Origin of the sequence: Pseudoalteromonas sp. HM-SA03 (assembly GCF_002289345.1) — a bacterium.
GTDB lineage: Bacteria > Pseudomonadota > Gammaproteobacteria > Enterobacterales > Alteromonadaceae > Pseudoalteromonas.
On sequence record NZ_NSDG01000056.1, the window covers coordinates 36,307 to 43,589 of the forward strand.

The 7,283-nt window shown below is 41.7% G+C and carries 5 protein-coding genes and 1 pseudogene; 4 read left to right on the top strand and 2 right to left on the bottom strand.

All coding sequences use genetic code 11. The features are described from left to right. Positions 1–15 precede the first annotated feature (15 nt). Positions 16–2,499: a prolyl oligopeptidase family serine peptidase gene (locus tag CKO50_RS11965; protein ID WP_095728333.1), complete on the top strand. Its 2,484-nt coding sequence runs from the start codon at positions 16–18 to the stop codon at positions 2,497–2,499. A 79-nt stretch (positions 2,500–2,578) separates the two neighbouring features. On the opposite strand, the gene CKO50_RS11970 is transcribed toward CKO50_RS11965, so the two are convergent. Next, on the bottom strand, positions 2,579–3,427 hold the full coding sequence (locus CKO50_RS11970) for a DMT family transporter (protein WP_095728334.1): 849 nt from the start codon (positions 3,425–3,427) through the stop codon (positions 2,579–2,581). A gap of 167 nt (positions 3,428–3,594) precedes the next feature. After that, the gene (locus CKO50_RS11975) at positions 3,595–4,395 is read right to left on the bottom strand and encodes a Rossmann-like fold-containing protein (RefSeq protein ID WP_095728335.1); all 801 of its coding nucleotides are present in this window, start codon (positions 4,393–4,395) and stop codon (positions 3,595–3,597) included. A gap of 365 nt (positions 4,396–4,760) precedes the next feature. Here CKO50_RS11975 and CKO50_RS11985 point away from each other — a divergent pair, with 365 nt between their 5' ends. The 3 genes and pseudogenes from CKO50_RS11985 to CKO50_RS24255 all read left to right on the top strand — a co-directional run. Further along, positions 4,761–5,222: an SMI1/KNR4 family protein gene (locus CKO50_RS11985; RefSeq protein ID WP_095728337.1), complete on the top strand. Its 462-nt coding sequence runs from the start codon at positions 4,761–4,763 to the stop codon at positions 5,220–5,222. 239 nt (positions 5,223–5,461) lie between these two features. Beyond that, positions 5,462–6,142, top strand: coding sequence for a GAD-like domain-containing protein (locus CKO50_RS11990; RefSeq protein ID WP_095728338.1), 681 nt, complete (start codon positions 5,462–5,464; stop codon positions 6,140–6,142). Positions 6,143–7,101: 959 nt separating this feature from the next. Continuing rightward, a pseudogene (locus tag CKO50_RS24255) lies at positions 7,102–7,283 on the top strand (hypothetical protein); the annotation flags it as partial.

A 7,283-nucleotide genomic window follows, 5' to 3' on the forward strand; every position in this document is an offset into this window, starting at 1 on the left:
AGATAGGTAAATACAGTGAAATTATTAAAACAAATCACATTTATCATATTAATGACTACCGTATCATATACGGTATGTGCACAAGAGCAAGGCTACATGACACCTTCTCCAGAGCTAGCAAAGCTTGTTGATGCACCATTGATCCCAACCTCTAAATTGAGTGCAAATGGTAATTGGTTGGCATTGTTACAGCGCAATAGGGTGCTCACGCTCGAAGAGCTTGGGCAGCCAGAGCAAGCGCTTGCGGGGATAAAGTTCAACCCACAAACCTTTATGCGGACCTCCAGCCGCCAATATAGCTCTATTGAGTTTAAACATGTCGCAACCGGTGCCTTAATTAAGGTGACAGGTCTACCTAAAGGCAAGATTAAGTCTCCAAGCTGGAGTGCAGATAGCCGCTATCTTGCCTTTATTCTTGAACAAGAAAATAGTGCTACGCTTTGGGCTTACGATATTGAGCAGCGCAACCTTAAACAGCTCACTCAATCAACTTTAAATGGCGTGGTTACTTCAACTCCATACCAGTGGTTGCCAGACAGTACTGCGATTATCGCGAATATTGCTACTAATCATGGCAAACAGCCAAGCGCAAAAGATAAATCCAGCCTAACGCCAATAGTACAAACCACATCTGGCAAAAAAGCATCGACACGCACTTATCAGAACTTATTGTCTAGTCCCTATGATATTCAGCTATTTAAGTTCTATTCTGAGGGGCAGCTAATTAAGCTAAATCTTAATGCCAGTGCGCAGCAAATTGGTAACCCAACCTATCTTAAACATTTCTCTGTTTCGCCAGACTCTACCAATCTAGTGGTCGGTATGATGGCCGATCCTTTCTCATTCCAAGTGCCTTACAGCCGTTTTCCTGCGGTATGGCAGGTGTGGGGAATGCGCGGCTATCCATTATTTGAAGTTACAAGGCAGCCACTAGCCGACGCACTGCCTGCGGGCTTTGATAGCGTGAGAGAAGGGCCCCGCGAGATCCAATGGCGTGACGACCATGGCGCGACGCTAATATGGGCCGAAGCGCAAGATGGTGGGGACATGAGTGCGAAGGTTGACTATCATGATCACCTTTACACGATTAGTTCGCCATTCAAAAAAGAGCCTGAACTTTTCGCAAAAGTAGAGCGTCGTTTTTCGAGTATTGAATGGGCTGATAACAATGTCGCGATTTTGAATGAGTGGCGCTTTGCCGATCGCAGTGTTCGTTCTTCTGTATTTTCTCCGCGCAATCCAGAGCAAAACCGCGTGGTGTTTTCAGAGCGCAGTTATAATGATGCATACAAAGATCCTGGCAATTTTGTATATGAAAATAGTGATTTAGGTTCAAGAGTATTGAAGCTAGTTGGAGGCAGGTATTTGTTTTTAACGGGCGACGGTGCATCGGCGAAAGGCAACATTCCTTTTTTAGATCGTTTTGACGTAAAAACCAACACTTCAACTCGTATTTGGCAGTCGAGCGAACCTTATTACGAAAGAGTGCGTGCAATGTTAGATGACGAAGGTATGCGCTTTATTACTGTGCGAGAATCGCGCCAAGAGCAACCTAACTTTTTTGTCCGTGACTTACAGTTTGATACGTTGGAGCAGCTAACTAAGTTTGCGCATCCATATCCTGCATTTAAAGGCGTTGTAAAAGAGCAAATCAAGTACAAACGTGATGATGGCGTTGAGTTATCCGGCAATCTGTATCTTCCTACAGATTATGACCCATCAAAAGGCCGTATACCTGTGTTGATGTGGGCTTATCCGCTCGAGTTTAAAGATAAAGCCGTTGCCTCGCAGGTACGTGAATCGCCTTATCAATTCCCATATATTGGCTATTGGGGGCCAATGCCGTATTTAGCAAAAGGTATTGCTGTTTTTGATGATCCGACGATGCCGATAGTTGGGTCTGGCGACACACAACCAAATGATACATTTAGGCAGCAATTGGTTGCGAGTGCGAAAGCTGCTGTTGATACCTTAGTAGAAAAAGGTATAGCAGATCCTAAGCGCATTGCGATTGCAGGGCATTCTTATGGAGCATTTATGGTGGCGAACTTACTCGCCCATAGTGACTTGTTTGCCACTGGTATTGCACGAAGCGGGGCTTATAATCGCACCTTGACGCCATTTGGTTTTCAGGGAGAGCCGCGTAACTTCTGGGAAGCACAAAACGTCTATGCCTCTATGTCTCCTTTCTTCCACGCGGAAAAAATCAACGAACCTATGTTGATGATCCATGGAGAGGAAGATCCAAACTCAGGAACTTTTCCTATGCAATCTAAACGTATGTTTGCTGCAATGAATGGCTTGGGTGGTAATGCTAGGCTGGTGATGTTGCCAGAAGAAGGCCATGGCTATAAAGCACGAGAGAGTATTTTACATGTACTTTGGGAGCAAGAGCAGTGGCTTGAAAAGTATCTGTTCCCTGAGAAGGAAGAAGCAACCCCTGAAGACACGTCAACAGATGAAATGATTTCGGTCGCAACGGAAGCGACAGTTAACTAACAGTAAATCGATACAATGGAGGGGGTAGTAGATCTACTCCCTCTATTTACTTGACTCAGTTATACGAAAATTAAGCTACCTACTCTTTACTGGATACTGAACTGCCGACGGAAGCGATAATTACCATAAAAATGGCAAGCCATTGCCAAACAGTCAGCAACTCTCCAAGAATTAAAAAGCCAGCCAACGCCGCAACCGCAGGTTCAACGCTCATTAAAATACTAAACCCTTGTGCGGGCATTTTTCGAAGCGCTACCATTTCTAGGCTATAAGGTAGGGCGCTTGATAATAAACCAATCGCGATACCTAATGGGATCAGTGACCAATCTAGGAGGGCTGCACCTTGTGACACCACGCCAAACGGCACGATAGCAAGGGCAGCAACCGTCATGCCGATTGCCACAGTCACCCCGCCGGAGCTTTCATTGCCTGAGCGCTTACCGTAGAGAATATATCCAGCCCAACAAGCGCCAGCAACCAAGGCTAAAGCAACACCGACTGGGTCTAAACCATTGACATCGCCAAGATCTGGTAACAATAGCAAGATCCCCAAAATAGCAAATGCAACCCACAAATAATCACGTTTCCGTTTAGATGAAAACAGCGCTACGGCGAGCGGCCCAGTAAACTCTAATGCCACACCAATGCCAATAGGGATACGTTCAATGGCATAGTAAAAGGTGATATTCATGCCGCCCAGGCATAGGCCATAAACGATGAGTGGTCGCCAGTTTGTTGGTAAATGACGCCAAGGTTTGAACACTAAGCATAAAATAAGAGCTGAAAATCCAAGGCGATATGCTGTGGTTCCCTCGGGCCCCACAAACGGAAATAACTGCTTGGCAATAGAGGCACCGGATTGAATGGTGACCATAGCGCAAAGTAGGCATAAAATCGCAATGACAAAGTCGCGGCTAAGTAGTGGCATTGAGACCCCAATAAGATAAATAACAAGCTTAAAAATGGCGATATAAGGCTAGTCTAATCGTGTCTAAATAATGGCTCAATTACTTTTGTATATTTTATGCCTTTCTTGGTTTCTGAAATGGTTATTTGTTGATTTGGTTACTTTTAATTTTCAATGTTTTCTTTTTATTATCGTTCCAATTTTTCTTGCGTACTCAGGTAGTTAAACCAAGCACTTTCATGCCTTTGCATATTTTTATGCTTTTTCGAGTTCAAGTGTGCGAGCTTATCGCTGTCATTGATAAAAGGGCCAGCCCTACAGATAGTGCAGTAATTATCACCCAAATAATCAGGTACTTTGAGCTTTTCTTTGATGACGTGAGCAGGGTTAACAGACCAGTAATAGCTAATACCGCTGGTGTCTTTTACGTGTTTATCACGGTCGACATTACGAATTTGATACTCTGGGAATTGTGAAATATCAAATCGAGATTGGCCGAGGTAATATTGCTCAAGTCCGTTGACAAGGCTGCCTTCTAGATCCCACTCAATATAGGGTTTTACGTCCTTTGAGGTAATGATCCCGAGCTGAGCGCCATTTGGGTCAAGTGCATAAGCCGCTGCGTTTATTAAGAATTCTCGCAGCAATTTCCGATTGAGGCTGTTAACGCTCAAGGTCTGGTTTTGGAAGCTTTCAAACGAATCAAATGCAGGAATGAGAGGAAATTGAAAAATAACTGCATCGAAGGCATGCGGCGGCACTTTTTGCCAACAATGTGCCTCAGTGACATCAAATTGAGTCACAACATTAACCCCTAAATCATGCAGCTTATCAAATGCATTATCTTGATATTTATGCTTAAGTTCATTTTCACTATCGTACACACTGGCAGTAAGGTGGGCTGGAGCAAAATGTTTTGCTAATGAATATGAAAAGCTTAAATCGCCATCGCCAACGGTAAGAATACGCCAGTTTTTATCGAGTATCATGGAGCTGTCTAAGTCAGTAAAAGGAGGAGTTTATCAAACTAGGCTGTTATCTTGTAGCAATTGGCTCTTTTCTGATGGATTTATTAGTTTAAAGCCAACTAAACAAACCAGCCAAACGTCAGAATCTTTCAACAACGATTGCAATGCTGGTGATTGCGCCGTAAAAAAGAATAGCGCGAGCTGTGAAATTGTTCTCTTACTACAGGTTGGTTGTATTGAATGTTCTGCTGTCGCCATACAGGATACTTTGAGTATGGATTTTATCTCAATATCAAGGTGTCTAAAGACAAAAGAGCAAAATGCCTTGAGAAAAATATACTGGTTTAATTGAGCAGCACAGACTTGCAATATTTTAGGAAATTAGAATGGACTTTGAAAACAGTTATCCAAAAACAAGCTTACTTGAGATCCAAGCGCTCAGTAATGAACTTGAACTTCAACTCCCCAAAGAATATATAGATTTTCTTCTAAAGTTTAATGGTGGTCAGCCTAATAAAAATCAGTTTACTAAACAAAATTCTGACGGTGAATTGCTTTTTGACTTTGACATTAATGTTTTATTTGGAATTGGCAGAAATGATACTCGCTTTGACTTATTAACTATGTTCTCTATTTATTGCGATAGCATTCCCGAAGAACTCCTGCCGATCGGTGGTGATGGCATAGGTAATGTTATTTGCATTGGTGTAGATGGTGCGCAAAAAGGCGGCGTATTTATATGGTGGAAAGATAAACAGGTTGATGAAGGTGCCAATCCAGATTATCAAAATGTCGACTTAATTGCGTCATCATTTACTGACTTTTTAACAGGTTTTAGCGTTACCTAGCGCTTTAGACTGAATAGAAACATCAGCAATCGCTGATATAGCAACGAATTGTAATAGCTGGAAGTGCAAGGTGAGGCTCGTGTTTGCAGGTATATAGGTGTGCACTGGAATGAAGGAGATTGTGATCTGGATAAAGATAAAACATGAAGCCTTATTGACACAGAGGTAAGGAAGCCGAGAAAGTACTAAGAGCTTTGGTCACGGGACCACTTATATATGGATCTGCATAGGTGCAAATAATGAACAAGTTTTTTGATAATTTTTATAATTACAAGGGTTTTGGGCCAGCTATTAAAGCGATAACACCAACAGAAGAAATATTATGTGAATATAAACACCAGTTACCTGAAAGGTTGCTGGAGTATTGGCGGCAGTATGGTTTTTGTGGTTGGGGGAGCGGCATCTTTTGGACGGTAAACCCGTCTGAATATAGTGATGTACTGAAAGCATGGTTAGAAGGTGTAGACTTTGATAAGAAAGAAAGGGATGAAAACTACAATGTTATAGGCTTAAGCGCTTTTGGAGAAATTATTGTATGGGGTAAAGAGTCAGGAAATAGTATAGATATCAACTCAGTTTACGGAATGATTTTTCCTTCAGATAATACTGATAAGTTAGCAGAGCGCGGAGAAGAAAGGATGATTGATCTTTATTACGCAGTGCTCAATAAAGAAAACTTGGATTTGGACGATGTCAATGAACAGCCTCTTTTCGAACGTGCGGTAGAGAGGTTAGGCCCACTTGAAAATGGTGAGATTTATGGCTTTGTACCAGCTATTGCGCTTGGTGGTGAGCCTCAGCTTGAAAATCTTCAAAAAGTAAAAGCCACAGAGCATTTGGCCTTTTTGGCTGAGCTTGGAGAGAAGCGTGTTATGACGGATATAGTCACATTGGCTAAAAACTTGCCCCATAACCAATAATATTTTTAGGTCCTATCACTATGCTATCTATAGTGATTTAAAACAAATTTGGTACTATCGAAACATCGGAGATATAGCACTCACCGGCGTCAATTTTCTATCCTCATGCAATTCAGTATTGGCGATCTCCTTACAAAAGTGGTTTAGCCAAAGACAAATACGTCGTCAAAGAGACAATAGAGGGTGAAGATCTTATAGTTAGTCGCAGCATGAATGCGCGAGAGTATGGAGAAGCAGACTTTAATATTAAAAGCTTTTATCATCGTGATTATATCTCAGGTAACTCAGAACAGTCTTTTCAAATGGCTGACGAGAGACTTTAAAATGGACTACTTGAGCAGTTCAAACATTGCTTAATTGAAGAGAGATATAAATCCAAATTAGTCTAATAAAAATGGCGGTTAAATAAGTTAGAACCATAGTCTCATGATTGGACCGCAATTAACGCTTTGCCAAGCCTTTACTTTTAGTTATAAAAGCGCTGTTGAGTAAGGTAATTATTCATCTAAAAATAGATAAGTCATCACTGGACATGGACGTCAAGAAACTCACATCATCTATGTTCTAGAGGAAGACTTTAAAGGAGTTGCAATGGTCCGTGATACCTTTCGGGATAAACCCTATTTCGACGAAGCTGTAGAGTGCTATGAAGAAATTATATTCGAGGATGTCGCCGAACTCGACTCCAGTGATCTCACGATAGAAATTAAGATGAGAACATGCTTTGACCTGATAAATAATATAATCAGTTTGATGCATGTAAAATACTCTCGTGGTGANCAGCGTAATAGAGTTCAAACCCCTTTTGAACGATGCGATAACTTATCGCCGAGCTCAAAAGAAGTTTGCCGATGAACTACCTCTAGAAGCACAAGCTGAGCGCATTGACTTAGAAGAGTTGCACCAAAGCGATTTACGGAACTATTTAAAGTTATTTAGCTTCGCCTACTGCTTAAANCATGGGAAAAGATTACTACTTACAATTATTAGAGCTTATTGGAAATCAAGGACAAGATGCACTATTTGATAAAATTGCGATTGCGCTAGGTGACACTAATCGTGAAATAGCAGCGGATACTCTGTTCAAAAAACGTTTCGGTAAACTTTACAAAGTAGTTGAAGGAAGTCCAGAGCAACGTCC